Origin of the sequence: Alteromonas sp. KUL17 (assembly GCF_006538305.1) — a bacterium.
Lineage (GTDB): Bacteria > Pseudomonadota > Gammaproteobacteria > Enterobacterales > Alteromonadaceae > Alteromonas > Alteromonas macleodii.
In genome coordinates, this window is sequence record NZ_BJKJ01000003.1 from 35556 (window position 1) to 57259 (window position 21704).

The window sequence follows — 21704 nt, forward strand, 5'->3', positions numbered from 1 at the left end:
TTATGTTTACTGGTAGTTACGTAGCACTCGTCACGCCGATGTTCGAAAACGGCGATATTGATTACAAGTCTTTAGAGAAACTTGTGAAGTTTCATGTAGAGCAGGGCACCCACGGTATAGTGTCGGTTGGAACTACTGGTGAGTCAGCAACGCTACCTTTTGATGAACACATCAATGTGGTTAAAGAAACCGTTGCTATGGCATCGGGAGCAATTCCGGTTATTGCCGGCAGTGGCGCAAACTCTACGGCAGAGGCTATTTTTCTTACAGAGCAATTAGGCTCTACAGGTATAGACGGTTTCCTAAGCGTAGTACCTTATTACAATAAGCCTCAACAGGCGGGTATGGTCGCGCACTTTAATGCAATTGCAGACGCTAGTGACTTACCTGTTATTCTTTACAATGTGCCAGGCCGCACCGTAGCCGACATGCTGCCTGAAACGGTGGCTAAATTAGCAACGCACAAAAATATCGTTGGTCTTAAAGACGCGACTGGCAATATTGCACGCCTTAAGGCTACTCAGCCTTTGGTTCCCGATGACTTCGTTTTACTTAGCGGCGATGACGGTTCAAGCTGCGAGTTTATGTGTGAAGGCGGTCATGGCGTTATCTCCGTAACGGCTAACATAGTGCCTAAAGCAATCGCACAAATGTGTGAAGCTGCGCTAGAAAATAATTTTGATAAATGTCGCGATATCGATGAAACCATTAAGTTGCTTCACAGCGAACTATTTATTGAACCAAATCCTGTAATGCCGAAGTGGGCATTGTATAAAATGGGCATGATGGAAAGCGCAGTTATGCGATTACCTATGGTTTTACCGGAACTATCAAGCCAAAAACGTATCGAAGAACTACTAAAAAAATACGCATTGATTTCTGGTTAATAAGGAACACAGATGAAAAGAACGCTGGCTATAGCAAGTTCAGTAGCGATGGTTGCACTTGCAGGTTGTTCAAGCCAAATAGATAGAAAGACCGCGTCTGGCAGCTACGAATACTTAAAAACTAAAGAACAAGAATCGCTAAAAGTACCTTCTGACTTAGATGCACCTGCTTTTTCTCGTGATTTTGTATTACCTGAGTTAGGTCAAGAGGCCGATTCAAATTTGGTGGGCAAGTCGTTGATGGTTCGCTCGCCAGCATTAGTTTTACCGTTAGTTACGGGTTCTCACATTCAGGAAGGTAAGAGTTCAGCAACCATTTGGTTTGACCAGGTTGACGATAGTCAGCCGCTAAGCCAAGCAATTTGGAACTCGCTTTTAAGTTTCTTAGATGAACAAGGTATTGGTGTAGATAGCTTTAGTCCAGAAGAGAAAGTGCTGGTTACTGACTGGATGGTGATAACTAGAGAAGTCGAAGGTCCTTGGTATAGCTTTATAGATGAAGAAAGCGAAATCGGTCGACGTTTTGAATTCAGCTTAGAAGTTAAACCTCACGGCCGTAGTGCTGCGCTTACTGTTGAATTAAAGGACTATATGCAAACATTGGGCAACGACGTGGTTGCAGAAGTCTCTTCAATGGAAGAACGTCGCGAAGAAGTTGAGGTGTTGAATCAAGTTGTTGGTCACTATGAGTACCAAATTCAGCTAGCAGAGACACGAAGAATTGCTCGTATCCGTCAGGGTATCAATACCGAGATGGGCTTTAATGCCGATGGTGATGCGGCGTATATCGTAGAAGCTAAGTATGATGTAGCGTGGCCAAGAATGCTGTTAGTACTGCGTAAGCTTGGTTTTGACGTTAAAGATTTAGATAAATCAAACGGCCTATTATTTGTCACTTACAATGGTGATCAAGGTAGTTGGTGGGATGGTTTATTCTCAAGCGATAAAGAGTTGCTAAAGAAAGGTGACTATCGTTTGAAAGTTGCAAGAGCGGGTGCAGATCGCACGTCAGTTACCTTCATGAATAATGAAAGTGTACCGTTTGAAGCAAATCAGGTTTCCGACCTTTACAGTGCATTTGCTGAGGTCATGTCAGAAGATAACCTTGATATATAACTGAGACTGAGAATGGAAAAACGCGACGAGCTTTACCGCGGTAAAGCAAAAACTGTTTATTACACTGATGATAGCGATAAACTTATTCTTCACTTTAGAAACGATACTTCGGCGTTTGATGGTGAGAAGATTGAACAGCTAGAACGCAAAGGTGAAGTAAACAACAAGTTTAATCACTTTATTATGACAAAGCTTGAAGAAGCAGGCATTGCAACGCAAGTTGAGGCGCTGGTTTCTGACACTGAGTCTTTGGTTAAGAAGCTCGACATGATCCCTGTTGAGTGTGTGGTGAGAAACTTGTCTGCTGGCTCTTTAGTTCGCAGACTGGGTGTGGAAGAGGGCAAAGAGCTTAACCCACCTATTTTCGAGTTTTTCTTAAAGAATGATGCACTTCACGACCCAATGGTAAATGACTACCATATTTTATCATTTGGTTGGGCAACCGAAGCGCAAATTGCTGAAATGAAAGCATTGACCTTCAAGGTTAACAGTGTTTTGAAAGCACTCTTTGATGACGCGGGTATGTTGCTTGTAGACTATAAACTAGAGTTTGGTGTCGACAAAGATGGCAATATCGTACTAGGTGATGAGTTCACACCAGATGGCTGTCGCTTGTGGGATAAAGAAACCCGTAAAAAGATGGACAAAGACCGCTTTAGACAAGGTTTGGGCTCTGTAGTCGAGACCTATATTGAAGTGGCTGAGCGCTTAGGCGTATCGCTTTAAAACTCTCATCAAGTAATAACTAATTTAAAGAGGACCTTTCGGTCCTCTTTTTCGTTTTAGGCAGTTTGACCTGTCTACGTCGTTGTAAAATATTGTCTCTTGCGTTTAAGCATTTACTTTTCGATGCATTACGGGATAAGTTAGTGTACTGCTAAGCATTTTTGCGTTTAAAACTAGGGAGATTCGGTTTGTTGAAAACCTTTGTATTGGTCGCTATTGCCATGATTGCATTTGCTGCTAATTCGCTACTTTGCCGCATGGCTCTTGCTAACACCGATATAGACCCTGCTAGTTTTACTATCTTACGCTTAGCGAGCGGGGCGATAGCGTTGTTACTTTTGTCTTCTTATTTCCTACGTCGCAAAAGTGAGAGCGTGCCTTCTCAAGGCCTTTTTCATGGCCTAAAAACCAACGCCAGCGTACTCGGTGGCATTTCGTTGTTCGTTTACGCTATCTGCTTTTCATATGCCTATATTTCAATGTCCACGGGAACGGGGGCACTTTTATTATTTGGTGCCGTGCAACTCACTATGATTTCCGTAGGGTTGTTCAATGGCGAGCGATTTAAAAAATGGCAGTGGTTGGGGTTTGTGTTGGCATTTTTAGGCCTTGTTATCTTACTGTTGCCTAGCGCGGCAGCACCGCCTCTTTTAGCAGGCGCGGTTATGGTTTTGGCGGGTATGGCTTGGGGCGTCTATTCGCTTTTGGGTAAAAAAAGTAGCTCAGCCCTTTTATCTACATCGGGTAATTTTGTCTATGCCGCGTTTTTCTGTGTTCCTTTGGTTGGTGTGGTTTGCTTCGTGGGCGCAGATAATTTTGTCTTAGATAGCGAGGGTGTTTATTACGCGCTTGCATCAGGGGTGTTTGCATCGGGTTGCGGATACGCTATTTGGTACAGCGCGCTTCCCCTTATCAAATCAACCACCGCCGCGACAGTGCAACTGAGCGTGCCTGTCATAGCATCGCTGATGGGGTGGATAGCGCTTGGTGAGCCACTCACAATGCAGATCCTGGTTGCTTCAATAGCTACGTTGGGTGGCATCTACTTGGTTATAAAAAAATAGCGTTTTATACGCTACGTTTAAAACAGAAAAAGCGTTATTTTCCGCCGTGGCGAAATAGTTCTATAAAGTTTAATGGGGGAGCGTTAACGCATATTTCTAGACTAAAGAGCAATATTTGAATTTTCCAACAGTGCTAACGTAGTAGATCACTAAATAATGGGAACGCAGTTATGAACGCAGAAGATCCAATAACGATAAGAAATCCAGGCAGATTGTTAACGCTAACTTATGTTATTTCGCTTTCAGTGATTGCGGTACTGTCTCTGGTTGTTCACTTCATGTTAGATGAAGTCATTTCAGAGCAGAACAATACTGGCAAAATTGTTAACGTAAGTGGTCAGCAACGCATGCTTTCGCAAAGAGCCAGTATGTTTGCGGTCGATTACTTGCAAACTGGCGCTCAAAAATCAAAAAGACTCTCTATAGCTGCGATTGAGAAAATGAAGCAAAACCATCAGTTTCTGCTAGCACCACATTTTGAAGCATTATCAAAAGGTCAACCCAGCCCACTTTCTGAAGAACTGTATAACCTCTATTTTATGCCTCCCTCTGATGTAAATAAGAAAATAAAGTTATTTGAAGGCGAGATAAGGGCCGCACTTTCAGAAAATGGTAATGTTGGCGCTGTCCAGTTTTCTAACGGAAGTTTGATGTTTTTACAACTCGCAGAAAGCGACCTGCTAACACCGTTACACAACATTGTTGGGCAATATGAAAAAGAGAGTTTGGAAAAAGTAAACGACCTTAGAAATGCACAAAACGTAGTGTTGGGCATCATTATTCTCACCATATTAGTTGAAGCGTTTTTCATATTTCGTCCAATGGTGGCAAAGGTAAGTCGTTTTGCCACTAAGCTCCAGCGAGACGCTAATTTTGATTACCTATCTGGTTTACTAAATCGACGGGCATTTCAGATTGTTTCCCAACAAGCAATAGCGGCTAGTCACCGCTACAAGCGATCGCTGTCAGTGGTGATGATCGATATCGATTTTTTTAAACGTATCAACGACACTCACGGCCACGACATGGGTGATAAAGCGATTAAACACGTAGCAAAAATTTTAAAAATGTCTTCGCGTAATGCAGATTGCGTAGCGCGCATTGGCGGTGAGGAATTCGTACTTTTATTGCCTGATACCGACCGCGCAGGCGCCTTCAAGTTAGCTGAAAAGTTAAGAGATCGAATAAGTAAAAACCCTCTAGATGTGAATGGGAAGTTTATTGATATCACTGTTAGTGCGGGTGTATCTTATGTAAAAGAACATCATGACACTATTGAGTCAGCACTATCGGAAGCCGATGACGCATTATATAAAGCCAAAGAGAGCGGCAGAAATAATGTCCAACTGGCTTAACCACGCTATTGAAAGCGTGTTGCACAATGTGCGCAATTCGACCGTGTTGGATTTAGGAGTGAGTTGTGCGCACACCCCCGACTATTGTAAATGAACATGAGAGGCTAGCCGCACTCAACAAACTGAGAGTGCTCGATACCCCACCAGAAGAGCGCTTTGACCGTATTACTCGACTAGCAAGTAGCATTTTTGATTGTAGATTCGCATCCATCACATTTGTCGATGACAGTAGGCAGTGGTTTAAGTCGGCTATTAATCTCGATATGACTGAAACAGAAAGGGATGTCGCCTTTTGTGCCCATGCTATAGCGCAGGACAAAACCTTAGTCGTTCCAGATACTCAAGAGGACCCTCGCTTCAAAAGCAATCCTTTTGTGGTTGGTCATCCTCGCATTCGTTTTTACGCGGGTGTTAGGCTGATGATAGAAGGGTTTGCGGTGGGAACGCTATGTGTGTCGGATAATAATCCAAAAATATTCAATTGCGTTCAAATACAGCAATTAGAGCAGCTTGCAAAACTTGTAGAGTCGGAACTACAGCGACAAGAATTCAATGCTCTCTCAACTCAGTTGGAAGAGTACCAATTTAAGCTAGCTCAAACACAAAAAATCACCCGTGTGAGGAGCGCTATTTTAGAGAAAGTGGTAAATGCAGAGTCATTGCATACCGTGCTCCACGACATTGTGAATGCTATAGAGGCCGAATACACAGATCAAATTTGCAGTATCCTGCTATTAGAAGATGGCAAGCTGAAAAAGGGTGCTGCGCCTTCTTTACCCGACTTTTATAACGACGCTATCGATGGCGTTGAGTTTGGTGTAGGCAGGGGAGCATGTGGAAATACAGCCGCGACGAACTTACCGACCATTGTTGAAGATATCAGTACGCACCCCTTTTGGACCGATTGGAAAGATTTAGCATTGCGCGCTGGTGTATGCTCTTGTTGGTCACAACCAATACAAGGAGCTAATGGTGACGCTATTGGTACTTTTGCAATTTATCATAGAGAAAAAGCAGTACCGACAGCGGAAGAAATGCGCTTAATCGAGCAGTTCGCGCATATCGCTAGCATCGCTATTGAAAGAGAGCTGGCGAATCAACTTATATGGAAGCAAGCCAACTTTGATTCTTTGACAGGACTTCCTAACCGAAACCTTATGTTGGATCACTTACAGTTAGCCATTAAGGCTGCCGATAGAGAGAGCGATAAGGTAGCGGTGATATTCTTGGACCTTGATAATTTCAAAGATATTAATGACACGCTTGGTCACGATATAGGTGATAAGCTTTTAATTGAGTGCGCCAGAAGAATAAAGCAGTGTTTGCGTTCAGATGACACCGTTTCCCGATTAGGCGGTGACGAATTTGTCATTATCCTAAACGGCATTAAAGGCCTAAGTTCTATAGAACTGGTCGTACAAAAGCTACTTGGCGAGATCGTAAAACCTTATAGTTTAGAGCTGGAACGTGTGCATACTAGCGCGAGCCTAGGTGTCACCTTATACCCGGACGACGCAAAAGATGTCAAAGGCCTGTTAAAGAATGCCGACCAAGCGATGTACGGTGCTAAAGATCTCGGTAAAAACAACTATCAGTATTATACTCACGACATGCAAACTGCAGCAATCAAGAGAATGACCTTGTTGAATGATTTGCGCTATGCAGTTAAGAACAAAGAATTGTTTATTGAGTACCAGCCAATTGCATGTTTCAGTAGCCAGAAAGTGATGAAAGCTGAAGCGTTACTTCGATGGCAGCATCCCACGAAGGGGAGAATTACACCTGATGAATTTATTCCACTTGCTGAAGAATCTGGACTCATCATTGATATCAGTAATTGGGTATTTAATGAAGTCTGTGCAAATATCAAACAATGGAAAGCCCAAAACCGTCAAGAACTGCAGGTGAGTATTAATACGTCACCTAGCCACTACTTCAATTTAGAATCTAATATAACTCAATGGTTAAACCTGCTTTTAGACCAGAATATCTCTGCGCGTTCTATACTTCTTGAAGTCACGGAAAACTTATTAATGGAAGCCAACGAGATGGTGTCCAAGAAGCTTTTCCAGTTTAGGCAAGCAGGCGTTGATATCGCGTTGGATGATTTTGGTACAGGTTACAGCTCTATTTCTTATTTAAAGCGCTTTCCTACAGACTTTATCAAGATTGACAGGAGCTTTGTGAAGTCGATGACTGACGTTAGCAATGATAAGGTGCTGTGCGAAGCCATTATTGTGATGGCGAATAAACTCGGAATAAAGGTAGTAGCGGAAGGTGTCGAGACACAAGAACAATACGATATTCTAAAAAGCATGGGCTGTGATTATGCGCAGGGTTATTTCATTGCAAAACCGCTCAGCAAATCAGACTTTGAGTCCTTTTGGGAGAGGCACTAGCGCAACTTTGCCGCGCTAGTGCTTAATTTAATAGGGCTTAAGACAGCGTTGCTAACGCTTTACCAGAGTATTGCTCTAGTTCGTTGGTGCGGTTTTCTTTTATTTTGTTTGCCCAGTTCGGATCTTGTAGTAGCGCTCTTCCTACAGCAACCAGATCAAATTCGCCAGCGTCTAAACGTTCAAGTAAATCATCGACTGAGCGAGTGCTGGAATCTTGCCCTTTGAATGCGCCGAAGAAGTCGTCATTGAGCCCAACTGACCCTACCGTTATGGTGGGCTTGCCAGTTAATTTTTTCGTCCAGCCTGCAAGGTTTAAATCACTGCCTTCAAATTCGTTTTCCCAATAGCGGCGCTGAGAACAATGAAAAACATCTACTCCAGCTTCACTTAGCGGCAGAAGAAACTGTTCTAGTTCTTGGGGCGTGTGCGCTAAACGAGCGGTGTAATCTTGTTGTTTCCACTGCGAATAGCGCAGTACGATCGGAAAATCGGGACCGGTTGCATCACGTATGGCTTTAATTATTTCAACTGCAAATCGTCCACGATTTTCCATGTTACCGCCCCAACTGTCAGTTCGCTGGTTTGTGCCTTCCCAGAAGAACTGGTCGATTAGATAACCATGAGCACCGTGAATCTCAATTCCATCCATACCAATAGTTTTGGCATCTGCTGCTGCTTGTGCAAAGGCAGTAATCACGGATTCAATGTGTTCAACGGTCATAGGTTCAGCGCCCTGTTTTCCTGGTTTGAATAAACCTGAAGGCCCTGCACTTGGAAGTTCAGGATAAGGCGCTTTTTCCGCTACCCTCGCCATACCCACGTGCCATAGTTGAGGCATAATTTTCCCACCGACACTGTGAACTTCATCTACCACATTTTTCCAACCGGCTAGCGCTTGCTCACCGTGAAATTGTGGAATGTTAGCATCCATAGTAGCGACCTTGTCATTAACTGTTGTACCTTCAGTAATGATGAGGCCAGTTCCACCTTCGGCGCGTCGTTTGTAGTAACCTGCGACGTCAAGCGTTGGAATTCCGTTGGGAGAAAACTGGCGAGTCATTGGCGCCATAACGATGCGGTTGTCTAATGAAAGGCTTTTGCATTTAAAATCGGAAAAAAGAGTAGTTTTATTCATTAACGTTTCATTTCTTTATTTTAAGATATAAACGAGTGTATTAGATGTACTAAGTCAGTCAATTGACCTTTATTGATGGATTGTTATAAATGAAACATCTTGAGGTCTCTTAATACTATAACTGTTTAATTATTTCTAATTCCTCTTTGTTGGCAAAATTCGCATCCCAATGTGCCAGGTTTTTTTTCCATAACTTTAAACCATAAAGGCGGGATCAGTGCTATTGCCATTGTTGAGATATAACCACCGATCATTTCTGGGGAGTCGGGCATGGCCTTAAGCTTTTCGAATGGTACTGCGCCTTGTGCGTGATGATGGCTGTGGCGTGGTAAATTGAACATAGTCCAACAACTTACGCGGCGGTTTGAGTTCCATGAATGGCGTGGTCGCACAGGTTGCTTTGGGTGGCGCACAAGACCGTAATGCTCCATATAATTGACAATCTCTAACGTAAATTTTGCGCTTAAGCCTACTGCAACAAACATAAGTGCGCCAAAGACACCCGACAGAATATACGCTAATGTAAGCAAGATAATACTCATAGCCCAACCGCGAAGAAAGGCGTTATGCCAGCTGTAAATGGAGATGCTTTTTCGCTCAAGGCGTTTTTTTTCTATTTGCCATCCTGCTTTTTGTGTACCAGTAAACGCCTTCACAAAATGAACATAAACATTGCGGCCTCTCGGCGCAGTAGCAGGGTCTTCAGGTGTGGCTACTTTGATATGGTGGTTGTACACATGCTCAATTGAAAAGTTTGCGTCAAAACTAAAAGCAAGAAGCCATCTTCCTACCGCAACAGCTATAGGATTGCCGATCTTGTGCACAAGTTCATGAGCTACAACAGTAGCGACTCCACCTAACATCAACCCCAGGAAAGGAACCGCAATGACGAGTTGCCACCACGATGTATCTAGTTTTGCATTCACAAAGTATAGGGGGAGGTTAGACATAATCCATTGACCGGTTGTGCTTTGAAACGGCAATACCAGCCACAATGCTGACAAATAAATCATTATAGCTATCGGCATAGCGCCATATAACATATATCTGAGCAGGCGTTGATTGAGTAAGGGCGGCTCTGAAATATCGTCACCTAATAGTGCATCGCCCAATATGTAGAGCGCAAGGTAGAGTGCGTATCCATACACAATAAAATAGTTACCGAGCCATATTGATGACAAGCCCAGCAATACGGCGATATAAAAGTTAAAAAATTTTAGATAATGCCACACTGTTTTGCCCTCTTAATTATAAAGGGATATAAGGGTTACAAGGGATAAGTGTGACTGAAGCTTTTAAAATTTAAGAGCGTAAAAAAGGTCATTGTTCGGTCATTTATTGCCAGGACTAGGTCATTACATTACTCTTTTGAAAAAGACATTTTTCACAGAGTTAGCAATATGAGCAGGCAAATTTACAACGTACCAACGTTTTACATTATGCAGTTTAGCAATGTGTTGGCAGCTCATGGGCTTTCTCTTAGTGATTGTCTGCATGCAATTGGAACAGACATTCAGACACTCTCTGCACCGAACGCAGTAATACCTGCCAATAAATTTGATGCATTGATATCTGACCTTGTCTCCGATAAAGGGATCGTTTCACCGGGTTTGCTGCTAGGAAACGCATTGAAACCCATTCATCATGGCTCTTTTGGTCTTGCAATAATGAATAGTCCAACGGGGTTAGATAGCCTTTTACTGGTTCAACGTTTTATCACTTTATTTGTACCCGGCATCACGTTGAAGGTGAGTGAAGAAAGCCAAAGCATTGTAGCCACCTTGTTAGATGAATATTGGACGCCAGAATCTCATCGGTTTTTTGTCGATGTGTTAACGTCGGCGTTTGCAAATCTGCAGCGCAGTATTATTGAAGCGGGAAACAACCCCATTATTACAGCGTTTTCTTTTGATTATTCACCGTGTGACAACGCGCTTATAGAAAACATTTTTGCCGACATAACATGCAGATTCAGTCAACCAATGTGCGGCGTTGTACTTAATAAAGAAAACGCAACATCTCTGTTAAAAGGTGGCGACCCAGTTAGCTATGAGTATGCGCTAGCAATTTGTGAAAAAGAAAGAGAACGAGCGCCTCATGAAGCGCTTAAAAACAAATTGCGCTTTATTTTTGAACAAAGTGACAAGACACTTTTGTCGCTAAGTGATGCTGCCTATGCGCTAAATATGAGTAAGCGGACGTTGCACCGTAGGCTATTGAAAGAGGGGACAAACTTTAAAAACGAAAGGGATGCTTTCCTTAAGTTAAGGGCTTACGAACTGCTGCACGTAAAACAGTTGAGCGTTCAGCAAACCGCTGAAGAGCTTGGATATGCCGACCCTTCGAATTTTCGGCGAGCTTTTGTAAGTTGGTATAACGAACCACCCTCTAAATACAAATAGTGCAAACCCCATTGTGGTTCATGCTCTGTTTGCATTTAGTAACAACCTAGCCTGTATTGTTTAGAAAACAGGCCAGGTCTTTTAGGGGGTGGGATTAGTCAATATTAAACTATAACTCTTGACTGGTAGGTCTGATAACCATTTCATTTATGTCTACATCGCCAGGTTGCTCAATGGCAAACGTTATAGCGCGAGCAATAGCATCAGCATCGATAGCATCATCATACATATCATCTGCCATTTGCTTTGAGTCTTTGTGAGAAATATGGTCGGTAAGCTCTGTTGCTACAGCACCTGGGGAAATATTTGTGGCCCTAATTTCTCCATTTGACTCTTTTCGAATGCCTTCGCTGATAGCTTTAACGGCGAACTTTGTAGCACAGTATACGGTCGCGCCGGGGAACACTACATGACCTGCAACGGACGATAAATTAATAATGTGACCGCTTTTCTGCTCTCGCATTGTTTTAAGCACTGCCGCAACGCCATACATCACACCTTTTATATTGACGTCGATCATTTGGTCCCACTCATCAACTTTTAATTCGTCAAGGGGCGCTAGAGGCATCAAACCAGCGTTATTGACCAGCACATCAATGCGGCCAAATGCATCAACTGCAGCGTCAGCAAGTTGCTTCACTTCATCTTTGTTTGTAACATCGACAGTTTTGTAAATGGCAGAGCCCCCGCTACTTTCAATATCATCAACTAGCTTCTTCAAGCGTTCGTCTCTTCGCGCACCCAAAACAAGTTTAGCGCCTTTGTTGGCCAGCATCTTTGCGGTAGCTTCGCCAAGACCGCTGCTTGCACCTGTAACAATGACGACTTTTCCTGAAATTTCACTCATAACATTATCCTTACGTTTGATTGATGTTAAATTGCTACGTGCAAATGCGTAACTGGATTATTTAATTTCGCAAAAATGATAAATAGGGAAGATTGATTTGAGTAACATTACGTTAGAAAAAACGATTAAAGAAACCATTGTCAGAGAGCTTCAAAACTATTTTGACTCTGAGTTAAATGTAGAGTTGGGTCAGTTTGATGGAGAGTTTCTACTTGATTTTATAGTTGAGAAAGTCGGCCCTGCGGTTTATAACCAAGGAATAGCCGACGCACGAGCCGTGCTAGAAAGACGAATTCAGTCGATTGATGAAGACCTGTACGCAATAGAAAAATAATCTGTACTTTAAAGGAGGCACAGTGCTTATACGTAAGGGCTATACGAGAGAGGGCAATTTTCCACTCGGTTTAAGCGCTAAAGTGATACTTTTATTTTCAGCGCAGACTTGGCAATACAACAACAAGGAAGAATTTCATCGTCGTCAATGAAGGCAAGGGGATCAGTAGTGTACTCAACTTCGCCTTCAATAAGTTTCGTACGGCAAGCACCACAAAAACCTTCACGGCAATGGTAGTGAATATGAACGCCGGCTGATTCGAGGGCGTTTAAAATGGTTGTATCGGAAGGGGCAACAACCGCCCCCACATCGACAACGTCGATGCGGAGGGGTTTGTCATTATTGCTCATTAAGCTGCGGCGTTACAGCTCAAAATCAGCAAAGTCGTCTTCGCTCACGGCAGAGTCGATTTGACCAACAAGATAAGAGCTGATTTCAGACTCTTGAGGTGCCACTTGCACGTTGTCTGAATTCAAATAGTTATTCATCCATGGAAGTGGATTACTGCTTATTTCGAACGGGGTGTCTAGACCAATAGCAGACATACGCTGATTCGCAATGTACTCAACGTACTGGCAAAGAATTTCTTTATTCAAACCAATCATTGAGCCGTTTTGGAACAAGTAGTCAGCCCACTGCTTTTCTTGCTCGACAGCGTTCATGAAGATAGCACGCGCTTCTTCTTTACATTCTTCTGCAATTTGCGCCATTTCAGGGTCATCTTTACCCTTAGCCCACAAATTAAGGATATGCTGTGTTGAAGATAAGTGCAGATTCTCGTCACGGGCAATCAAACGAATAATCTTAGAATTACCTTCCATCAGCTTCCGCTCAGCGAAAGCGAATGTGCAGGCAAAAGACACGTAGAAACGGATTGCTTCCAGTGCGTTCACCGAGTTCATGCATAGGTAAAGCTTCTTCTTAAGCTCATACATGTTGATAGTGTGTGCAACACCATTCACTGTATGTACGCCTTCACCCTGTGTCTGCCAAAGCTGAGTGGCGAAAATGAGATCATCGTAATATTTAGAAATATCAGCAGCACGTCGCTTAATTTCGTCATTCACTACGATATCTTCGAATATTTCGCTTGGGTCTGAGAACAAGTTTCTCAAAATATGGGTATACGAACGTGAGTGAATAGTCTCGAAGAAAGACCATGTTTCAACCCAAGTTTCTAACTCTGGTAGTGAAATAATAGGCAAGAACGCGATGTTCGGGCTACGGCCTTGCACCGAATCTAACAGGGTTTGGTACTTAAGGTTTGAAATAAAGATGTGCTTTTCTGGGTCGGTCAATTTTTGGAAATCAACTCGGTCTCGAGAAACGTCAACTTCTTCAGGGCGCCAAAAAAAGCTAATTTGCTTCTCAATAAGCTTTTCGAATATGGCATGCTTTTGCTGGTCGTAGCGTGCAACGTTTACGGGGTTACCGAAAAACATCGGCTCGATCAATGGATTAGTACTTTGCTGATTAAACGTAGTGTATTTCATGATGGCCTAACTAAAAACTTAATGATTAACGCGTATTATTGTTTGTGTTCTTGCTGCGAAACGTTAATGGCAAATGCAGTTAACTCCTTTTATGCATTTGCCATTTAAACAGGGGGCGTGTTCTAAATCTTACACGCACCACCTGCACAATCATCATCTTCCTCTACAACCACTTCTTCTTGACGTGGCATAGGCTCGCTCGCTTTAGCATCGAGAGCAGATGTGTCTGACGCGCCGTCGCGAGTGTTATGATAGTAAAGTGTTTTAACACCCAGTTTATACGTAGTAAGAAGGTCCTTAAGAAGAAGCTTCATTGGTACCTTGTTACCTTCGTAACGGCTTGGATCGTAGTTGGTATTCGCTGAAATAGTTTGGTCGATAAACTTCTGCATGATACCAACAAGTTGTAGGTAACCATCGTTTGAAGGAATATCCCAAAGTAGCTCGTATTGGTTTCTTAGCGTTTCGTACTCAGGTACAACTTGCTTAAGAACACCATCTTTGCTCGACTTAATGCTGATAAAACCACGCGGTGGCTCAATGCCGTTTGTCGCGTTTGAAATCTGAGAAGACGTCTCTGACGGCATTAATGCTGACAGCGTAGAGTTACGCAAACCGTGAGTTTTGATTTCTTCACGAAGTGCATCCCAGTCGTAATGAAGTGGTTCATTACATACGCTATCAAGATCTTTCTTGTAGCTATCAATTGGCATGATGCCTTGAGAATAGGTGGTTTCGTTAAACTTAGGACACGCACCTTTTTCTTTAGCAAGATTGTTCGACGCTTTTAATAGGTAATACTGCATTGCTTCGAACGTGCGGTGAACTAGACCGTTCGCGCTGTGATCAGAATATTTAACGCCATTTTTAGCAAGGTAGTATGCAAAGTTGATAACACCAACACCCAGCGTACGACGTCCCATCGTTGCGTTATATGCAGCAGGAACTGGGTAGTCCTGGTAGTCAAGCAGGTTATCTAGCGCACGTACTGCAAGGTCAGACAACTCTTCAAACTCGTCCAGTGACTTAATTGCACCTAAGTTAAACGCTGAAAGCGTACATAGTGCAATTTCACCATTCTCATCATTAACGTGCTGAAGCGGCTTAGTAGGTAGCGCAATTTCAAGGCACAGGTTGCTCTGACGAACTGGCGCAACTTCTGGGTTAAACGGGCTGTGCGTATTACAGTGGTCAACGTTTTGTAGGTAAATACGACCTGTGCTTGCACGCTCTTGCATGAACAAGCTGAATAGCTCCATCGCTTTAATTTGCTTCTTACGGATGCTGTCGTCGTTTTCGTATTTAACGTATAGCTCTTCAAACTTCTCTTGGTCAGCGAAGAAGGCATCGTAAAGACCTGGAACGTCAGACGGGCTAAATAGTGAGATATAGCCGTCTTTCATCATGCGCTGGTACATTAGTTTGTTGAACTGAACGCCGTAATCTAGGTGACGTACACGGTTTTCTTCAACACCACGGTTGTTCTTAAGCACTAACAGTGATTCAACTTCCATATGCCAGATAGGGTAGAACAGCGTAGCAGCGCCACCACGAACACCACCCTGTGAACAGCTTTTAACGGCTGTTTGGAAGTATTTGTAGAACGGAATACAACCCGTATGGAATGCTTCACCGCCGCGAATAGGGCTACCTAGTGCGCGAATACGGCCTGCATTTACACCGATACCAGCACGCTGGCTTACGTATTTAACAATGGCACTTGCCGTTGCATTGATTGAGTCTAAGCTGTCGCCGGTTTCGATAAGTACACATGAGCTAAACTGGCGAGTAGGCGTACGTACGCCAGCCATAATAGGTGTAGGCAATGACAGCTTGAATGTTGAAGCGGCATCATAGAAGCGGCGGATGTAGTCCATACGCGTCGCTTTATCGTAATTTGCGAAAAGGCATGCCGCCACTAAGATATATAGGAACTGTGCACTTTCGTAGATTTCACCTGTAACTCGATTTTGAACCAGGTATTTACCTTCGAGCTGTTTAACTGCAGCGTAGCTGAAGTTCATGTCTCGCCAATGGTCGATATACGAGTCCATTTCAGCGAATTCTTCAGGCGTGTAGTCTTCAAGCAGGTGCTTATCGTATTTGCCCATATCAACCATTTTACCTACATGCTCAAGTAGGGCAGGCGGCTCAAATTGACCATAGGCTTTTTTGCGAAGGTGGAAAATGGCCAAGCGCGCAGCTAGGTATTGATAATCTGGCGCATCGGTAGAAATAAGATCTGCCGCTGATTTGATCAGGGTTTCATGGATCTCGCTAGTATTGATACCGTCATAAAACTGGATTTGTGCCTTGATTTCAACTTGTGAAACTGAAACGTTTTTAAGTCCTTTGGCTGCCCATGTCACGACTTTGTGGATTTTCTCTAAGTCGATGGACTCTTTTTCACCGTTGCGTTTGGTGACTAATAAGTTGTTGTTCATGTTACTGGCCGTTTGTCTGTTAGCGCTTGATGCGTGGGCTATGTTATGCCCATTTTCATTTTTAATTTATTGAGTGTGAGTGAGATTATCACCATTGGCTCACGCCAGATAACAACACACACGAAAGCGGCCTAAACCAATACCGAAAGTACAAAGTAGAGACTGCTCATTTAATTTTTTCACTGCATTTATATTTTCAGCGAGGTTGATGTCACACACTGCATATGGCATTGCCATAATCTCGTTAGCGATCTGTGCGATCCCAGAAAATCTGCATTGGGATCACGTGCTGAATTAAACACAAGATAGTGAGGTTTTAGTCTTAATGCAACCCAATATCTGGTGGTATTTCAAGCACTCAATCTGGCATGAAATTTATGTTAGTAACAACTAACTTTTTAGCGTTCTACAAGCGTAAAATATCTGGATTGCAAGCATTTTTAATAATTTCTTCGACATAAAAATTAATTTATTCTTAGAAAATAGTTTTTATATAAACACGATATATGGTGTTTAAAATATCGCCGCAACCCAATATATAGTGTTAAATTAATTTTGCGCTACTGTATATAGTAAGTAGTTAACGTCGACATTATTCGCAGAGAGATAAAAGCCTTGAGAAATTGGGTCCATGTGTAGACCTGTCATATCTCGAGGCAGCAAACCAGCATGATCGGTCATCGCCATAAGTTCAGATGGTTTGATGAACTTACTGTGATCGTGGGTGCCCTTTGGAACCAGTTTAAGGATATATTCCGCTCCTACGATCCCCATCAGATACGACTTTAGGTTTCGGTTAAGCGTAGAAAAGAAAACATGGCCACCAGGCTTAACCAACTTAGCACAGGCCATTACAACCGAAGCAGGGTCGGGGACATGTTCTAACATTTCCATACAGGTCACCACGTCGAACTGTCCCGCATTTGCTTCTGCGAATGCTTCGGCAGTTGAACATACGTAGTCAACTTTTACACCTGATTCTAAACCGTGCAGCTTCGCTACTTCTAACGACGCTTCTGCCATATCTAAACCTGTTACCGTCGCGCCTGCACGCGCCATAGACTCTGCTAGAATACCGCCACCACAGCCAATATCGACGACCTTTTTGTCAAACAGGCCTTCACTGTGTTGATTAATGAAGTCTAAGCGAAGTGGGTTAATAAGGTGCAATGGCTTAAATTCGCCTTCTGGATCCCACCAGCGTGAAGCGAGTTCAGAGAACTTATTGATTTCTTGTTGATCGACGTTCGTCATGAGTAAAACAATCCTTAATCTATCTCTTTTTAAGATATCGTAAATCGAGGTTGTGTTTCACTGTTTTTAAACAGAAATAGACAAATTATAAGAAGGGTCGAACGAAAAATAATCGCTTGCCTTTTAGTTGATTAATAAGCGTAATTAAGCGCTACATAATTCTGTCATCAAGTGGTACACTCGAAGCACGATTATGACCCACATAATAATAACAGTGCGCTCCCACGCCTTGTTTTCACAATGATGTGAAGCGAAGTGCTGGATAACGCAGAACAAACCAAGATAAAGGGATTAAGCAGTTTATGTCTGATAACGCTAAAGAAATCCTCCCCGTTAATATTGAGGAAGAGTTAAAGAACTCTTACCTTGATTACGCGATGAGCGTTATTGTCGGGCGAGCCTTGCCTGACGTAAGAGATGGCTTGAAGCCAGTGCACCGTCGTGTGCTGTTCGCAATGAACGAACTGAAAAACGACTTTAACAAGCCATACAAAAAATCTGCCCGTGTGGTAGGTGACGTAATTGGTAAATATCACCCTCACGGTGACTCTGCAGTTTACGACACTATTGTTCGTATGGCCCAACCGTTCTCACTTCGCTATATGCTAGTAGACGGTCAAGGTAACTTCGGATCGGTAGACGGCGACTCTGCTGCTGCGATGCGTTATACCGAAGTTCGCATGGCTAAAATTGCGCACGAGTTACTTGCCGATTTAGATAAAGAGACCGTAGATTTCGTACCTAACTACGATGGTACAGAGCATATTCCTGAAGTATTACCAACGAAGGTTCCTAACCTTCTTGTTAACGGCTCATCGGGTATTGCGGTTGGTATGGCGACGAATATTCCGCCACATAACCTCACCGAAGTGATCAACGGCTGCGTAGCGTTAATTCAAGACCCGTCTATTACCATCGATGACTTGATGACACACATTCCAGGTCCAGATTTCCCAACGGCAGCTATGATCAGTGGGCGCAAGGGAATTGAAGATGCGTATCGCACAGGTCGCGGTAAAATTTATCTTCGTGCTAAGGCGGAAATTGAAACTGACAGCAACGGTAAAGAAACCATTGTTGTTAACGAGATCCCTTACCAGGTTAACAAAGCGCGTCTTATTGAAAAGATTGCTGAACTGGTAAAAGAAAAGCGCATCGAAGGCGTTTCTGCACTGCGAGACGAGTCTGATAAAGACGGTATGCGCATTGTTATCGAAGTTAAACGCAACGAATCTGCCGAAGTCCTACTTAATCATTTATACGCGAATACCCAGCTTCAAACGGTATTCGGTATTAACATGGTTGCGCTTGATAACGGTCAGCCTAAGGTATTCAACCTTAAAGAAACGCTAGAATGCTTTATCCTTCACCGTCGTGAAGTAGTAACACGTCGTACTGTTTTTGAATTACGTAAAGCCCGTGACCGTGCTCATATCCTTGAAGGTTTGGCGATAGCGCTTGCGAATATCGACCCAATTATCGAGTTGATTAAAGCATCGCAAAGCCCAGCAGATGCCAAGAAATCGCTTGTAGCACAAGGTTGGGACTTAGGTGATGTAGCGCAAATGCTTGAGCGCGCAGGCGATGACGCTGCACGCCCTGATTGGCTAATGCCAGAATTTGGTATTCGCGACGGCAAGTACTACCTGACAGAACAGCAAGCGCAAGCTATTCTTGACCTTCGCTTACACAAGCTAACAGGTCTTGAGCACGAGAAAATTCTAGAAGAGTATAAGCAACTTCTAGAGATCATCGCAGAACTTCTTCACATCCTAAACAGCCCAGAGCGTTTGATGGAAGTGATTCAAGAAGAACTTGAAAAAGTACGTGATGAATTTGGTGATGAGCGTCGTACTGAAATTACGGCAGCAAGTCACGATATTGATATTGAAGATCTTATAGAGCAAGAAGATGTTGTAGTAACGCTTTCTCGCGAAGGTTATGTGAAATATCAAAAACTTACAGACTACGAAGCACAGCGTCGTGGTGGCCGTGGTAAATCAGCAACCAAGATGAAAGATGAAGATTTCATCGAAAGGTTACTGGTAGCGAATACCCACGATCACATTTTGTGTTTCTCTACCCGTGGTCGCTTATATTGGTTGAAAGTATATCAGTTGCCGTTTGCTAGCCGTAATGCGCGCGGACGCCCAATTGTTAACATTCTACCGCTAGAAGAAAACGAACGTATTACTGCTATTCTTCCTATCAAAGAATTTGAAGAAGGCAAGTTCGTACTGATGGCAACGGCTAACGGTACAGTGAAAAAGACTGACCTAAGCCTATATTCACGTCCACGTTCAAGCGGTATTATCGCCGTGAACCTTAATGAGGGCGATGAATTGATTGGTGTTGATATTACCCACGGTGATGACGACATCATGTTGTTCTCTGATGCAGGTAAAGTAGTTCGCTTTAACGAGAAGCTTCGCGACAGCGAAACCGGTGAAGTTAAGCGCGACCCAGAAACAGGTGAAGAGCTTCTGGCACTTCGTCCTATGGGAAGAACAGCCACAGGTGTTCGCGGTATACGTCTGCAAGATGGTCAAAAAGTGGTATCACTTATTGTTCCTAAAGGCGACGGCCCAATCCTGACAGCAACAGAGAATGGTTTCGGTAAGCGTACTCCGCTTGAAGATTACCCTGCTAAGAGCCGTGCGACACAAGGTGTTGTATCAATTAAGGTGTCTGAGCGTAATGGTAAAGTGGTTGGCGCGGTTCAAGTAGACGAAACCAATGAAATTATGCTTATTAGTGACCAAGGCACACTGGTTCGTACCCGTGTAGGCGAAGTGTCAGTAGTAGGCCGTAACACACAAGGCGTTCGCTTAATACGTACAGTAGAAGGTGAGCACGTTGTAGGGTTACAACGCATTGAAGAAGTGGAAGAGTTACAAGAATTCGACGAAGACGGTAACCTAATCATTTCAGACGATGCGCCAGAACAAGCAGAAACTGCTGTTCAAGAGCAAGAGAACACCGCAGAAGACGGTGACGGCTCAACGACAGAAGAGTAGGGATAGGGCGCAGGTATTCATACTTGCGTATTATCAGTGTTCTTTCAAACAAGCGGCTTAAGCCGCTTGTTTACCTAATAGACCCGCAAAACGTTCAAAACAAAGCGAGTTAAACGGTAATTATCTACAGGTGTTGAAAAACGCGATGAAAGAGGTTTTTAACTTTAGTGCTGGCCCCGCCATGCTTCCAAAAGAAGTTATGGAAAAAGCACAATCAGAATTTACAAATTGGCGCGACCTAGGCTGCTCTGTAATGGAAGTGAGCCACCGTGGCAAAGACTTCATTGAGATAGCCGCAAAAGCAGAACAGGACTTACGCGACCTACTATCTATTCCGTCAAACTATCATGTGCTGTTCACGCACGGTGGTGGGCGAGGGCAATTTGCAGCTGTTCCTCTTAACTTATCTACTGTCAATGACACTAGTCTGCATTTAGTCAGTGGCTCTTGGTCAAAGGGTGCTGTAGACGAAGCGAATAAATATAATCGTGCCGTTGTTGTAGGTGAAGTATCTGAAAAAGATGGCCTACATTATATTGCGCCACCTCAGTTGAGCGACATAGATCAGTCAGCCGCGTATTACCATTTCTGTCCAAATGAAACCGTTGACGGAATTGCTTTCGATTGGCTACCAGAGTCGGGCAAGGTGCCACTGGTTTCTGATATGTCTTCGACAATATTGTCTCAGCCGTTAGATGTAGCAAAGCATGGCGTAATATACGCTGGCGCACAAAAGAATATCGGCCCAAGCGGCTTATCAGTTGTTATTGTTCGCGAAGACCTGGTTGGCAAAGCACGTAAAGAAACGCCGTCAATTTTTGATTATGCATTAGCGGCAAAGTCTGACTCTATGTACAACACACCGCCAACGTTCTCGTGGTACCTAGCGGGGCTTGTATTTGAATGGCTTAAAGATATGGGCGGCGTAGACGCTATGGCTAAACGCAATGCTGAAAAGGCAGCGTTATTATATTCAGCCATCGACAGCTCTGACTTCTATTCAAGTAAAGTTCACCCTGACAACCGTTCAAAAATGAACGTGCCGTTTCATTTAGCCAATACCGAACTTGATGGGCTGTTCCTTAAGCAGTCACAAGAAGCAGGGTTACTTGCACTTAAAGGGCATCGTTCAGTAGGGGGCATGCGTGCCAGTATTTACAATGCAATGCCAGTAGAGGGTATTGTTGCGCTAGTTGAATTTATGCGCGAATTTGAAAGAGTGAATGGATAA

The 21704-nt window shown here is 43.4% G+C and carries 17 protein-coding genes; 10 read left to right on the forward strand and 7 right to left on the reverse strand.

What is annotated here, in order from left to right:
• Nucleotides 1-2 precede the first annotated feature (2 nt).
• The 6 genes from dapA to KUL49_RS03485 all read left to right on the forward strand — a co-directional run bounded on the left by dapA (nt 3) and on the right by KUL49_RS03485 (nt 7547).
• Complete coding sequence (gene dapA / locus KUL49_RS03460) at nt 3-887, forward strand: 4-hydroxy-tetrahydrodipicolinate synthase (RefSeq protein ID WP_014949660.1); 885 nt, start codon at nt 3-5, stop codon at nt 885-887.
• Between the two features lie 12 nt (nt 888-899).
• Nucleotides 900-2003, forward strand: a complete 1104-nt coding sequence (gene bamC, locus KUL49_RS03465) for an outer membrane protein assembly factor BamC (protein WP_131136324.1) — start codon at nt 900-902, stop codon at nt 2001-2003.
• Nucleotides 2004-2015: 12 nt separating this feature from the next.
• On the forward strand, nt 2016-2729 hold the full coding sequence (gene purC / locus KUL49_RS03470) for a phosphoribosylaminoimidazolesuccinocarboxamide synthase (RefSeq protein ID WP_131136325.1): 714 nt from the start codon (nt 2016-2018) through the stop codon (nt 2727-2729).
• Between the two features lie 188 nt (nt 2730-2917).
• A complete protein-coding gene (locus KUL49_RS03475) occupies nt 2918-3793 on the forward strand; it encodes a DMT family transporter (RefSeq protein WP_039227637.1) in 876 nt (291 codons plus the stop codon).
• Nucleotides 3794-3963: 170 nt separating this feature from the next.
• Nucleotides 3964-5148: a diguanylate cyclase gene (locus tag KUL49_RS03480; RefSeq protein ID WP_131136326.1), complete on the forward strand. Its 1185-nt coding sequence runs from the start codon at nt 3964-3966 to the stop codon at nt 5146-5148.
• A 65-nt stretch (nt 5149-5213) separates the two neighbouring features.
• Nucleotides 5214-7547, forward strand: coding sequence for an EAL domain-containing protein (locus KUL49_RS03485; protein ID WP_131136327.1), 2334 nt, complete (start codon nt 5214-5216; stop codon nt 7545-7547).
• Between the two features lie 37 nt (nt 7548-7584).
• Here the strand turns inward: KUL49_RS03485 and KUL49_RS03490 are convergent, their stop codons facing one another.
• Complete coding sequence (locus KUL49_RS03490) at nt 7585-8682, reverse strand: NADH:flavin oxidoreductase (protein ID WP_131136328.1); 1098 nt, start codon at nt 8680-8682, stop codon at nt 7585-7587.
• Nucleotides 8683-8807: 125 nt separating this feature from the next.
• Nucleotides 8808-9914, reverse strand: coding sequence for an alkane 1-monooxygenase (locus KUL49_RS03495; protein WP_242633714.1), 1107 nt, complete (start codon nt 9912-9914; stop codon nt 8808-8810).
• A gap of 168 nt (nt 9915-10082) precedes the next feature.
• Between KUL49_RS03495 and KUL49_RS03500 the strand changes: the two genes are divergently transcribed.
• Nucleotides 10083-11084 carry an AraC family transcriptional regulator gene (locus tag KUL49_RS03500; RefSeq protein WP_131136329.1) on the forward strand — a complete coding sequence of 334 codons (1002 nt, stop codon included), beginning with the start codon at nt 10083-10085 and terminating at the stop codon, nt 11082-11084.
• Nucleotides 11085-11193: 109 nt separating this feature from the next.
• On the opposite strand, the gene KUL49_RS03505 is transcribed toward KUL49_RS03500, so the two are convergent.
• Nucleotides 11194-11931, reverse strand: coding sequence for an SDR family oxidoreductase (locus KUL49_RS03505; RefSeq protein WP_131136330.1), 738 nt, complete (start codon nt 11929-11931; stop codon nt 11194-11196).
• Nucleotides 11932-12028: 97 nt separating this feature from the next.
• On the opposite strand from KUL49_RS03505, the gene KUL49_RS03510 reads away from it, so the two are divergent.
• On the forward strand, nt 12029-12265 hold the full coding sequence (locus KUL49_RS03510) for a DUF2164 domain-containing protein (protein WP_131136331.1): 237 nt from the start codon (nt 12029-12031) through the stop codon (nt 12263-12265).
• Nucleotides 12266-12342: 77 nt separating this feature from the next.
• On the opposite strand, the gene yfaE is transcribed toward KUL49_RS03510, so the two are convergent.
• The 4 genes from yfaE to ubiG form a co-directional block, all read right to left on the reverse strand.
• Nucleotides 12343-12615, reverse strand: a complete 273-nt coding sequence (gene yfaE, locus KUL49_RS03515; protein ID WP_131136332.1) for a class I ribonucleotide reductase maintenance protein YfaE — start codon at nt 12613-12615, stop codon at nt 12343-12345.
• Nucleotides 12616-12627: 12 nt separating this feature from the next.
• Entirely contained in the window at nt 12628-13758 is a 1131-nt protein-coding gene (gene nrdB / locus KUL49_RS03520; RefSeq protein WP_014949649.1) for a class Ia ribonucleoside-diphosphate reductase subunit beta, read from the reverse strand.
• Nucleotides 13759-13880: 122 nt separating this feature from the next.
• Nucleotides 13881-16202, reverse strand: a complete 2322-nt coding sequence (nrdA, locus tag KUL49_RS03525) for a class 1a ribonucleoside-diphosphate reductase subunit alpha (protein ID WP_131136333.1) — start codon at nt 16200-16202, stop codon at nt 13881-13883.
• A gap of 549 nt (nt 16203-16751) precedes the next feature.
• Complete coding sequence (ubiG, locus tag KUL49_RS03530; protein ID WP_014979406.1) at nt 16752-17456, reverse strand: bifunctional 2-polyprenyl-6-hydroxyphenol methylase/3-demethylubiquinol 3-O-methyltransferase UbiG; 705 nt, start codon at nt 17454-17456, stop codon at nt 16752-16754.
• A gap of 302 nt (nt 17457-17758) precedes the next feature.
• Here ubiG and gyrA point away from each other — a divergent pair, with 302 nt between their 5' ends.
• Both gyrA and serC read left to right on the forward strand, forming a co-directional pair.
• Nucleotides 17759-20473, forward strand: a complete 2715-nt coding sequence (gyrA, locus tag KUL49_RS03535) for a DNA topoisomerase (ATP-hydrolyzing) subunit A (RefSeq protein ID WP_014949646.1) — start codon at nt 17759-17761, stop codon at nt 20471-20473.
• A 145-nt stretch (nt 20474-20618) separates the two neighbouring features.
• Nucleotides 20619-21704 carry a 3-phosphoserine/phosphohydroxythreonine transaminase gene (serC, locus tag KUL49_RS03540; RefSeq protein WP_071814891.1) on the forward strand — a complete coding sequence of 362 codons (1086 nt, stop codon included), beginning with the start codon at nt 20619-20621 and terminating at the stop codon, nt 21702-21704.